General features: G+C 66.9%; 1 protein-coding gene and 1 pseudogene. Both read right to left on the reverse strand.

Translation table 11 applies throughout. The features are described from left to right. On the reverse strand, positions 1 to 464 hold a 464-nt coding region (locus ACLBYB_RS32665; RefSeq protein WP_447701363.1), incomplete at its 3' end, for a transposase. A gap of 77 nt (positions 465 to 541) precedes the next feature. Then, positions 542 to 822: pseudogene (locus ACLBYB_RS32670) on the reverse strand (integrase core domain-containing protein); the annotation flags it as partial.

Genomic DNA, 822 nt, shown 5'->3' on the forward strand with positions numbered 1-822 from the left:
CCCGGGACGTGCGGCTCTCCATCTTGGCGGCGGCCACTGCGCCGACATGCCGGATACGTTTGTGCAGACCGGACACAGGCACCTTCACCGACCACCTTGCGGACGGGGCGGGCCATACGTTTTTTTACTCGCGCGACAGCCAACGCCTCCTTCAGCACCTCGACCTCCAGCGTCTTGCAGGCAAGCAGACGCTCCAGGTCGCGCACCCGGGCTTCCAACTCCCGCACCCGGCTGGCGGCCACGACCTCCTCGTCGGCTTGCACCGCGATCTGTCCGCCCTCGGCCATGCGACGCCTCCACCCGAACAGAAGGCTGGGCGAGATGCCGTGCATCCGCGCCACGGCCGACACCGTCATGCCCGGCTGCATCGTCTCCTCGACGAAGCGCACCTTCTCCTGGCCAGTGTAGCGTCTCCGGCGCTCGCGTCCGGTGATGATCTCAATCCGCTGCGTTTCGTTCGGCATAGGCGCATGCCTAGGCGTCCACCTAGGCCCTCACGGTTGCGCCTCATGTCCGGTCGAATTGGGGGCCACTCCATCGTGTTGTAGTCCTCGAACCAAGCCGGCAGAAGCCGCATCACGGTCTCGGCGTCGGCCAAGATGGCAAGGCGGGCATAGTCGCGCTTGAGCGTCTTCACGAACGCCTCCGCGATGCCGTTGCTCTGCGGCGAACGCACCGGGGTGAACAGCAACCGTAGGCCGAGCGCGGCGGCCGTCTGCGCTGTCTCCTTGGCGATGTAGGCGGAGCCGTTGTCGGACAGCCACTCGACCGGGTGCGGGGTCTTCGTCGCGCCGAACCGGCGCTCGCAGCAGGCGATCATCA

The organism is Methylobacterium sp. D54C (assembly GCF_053345595.1).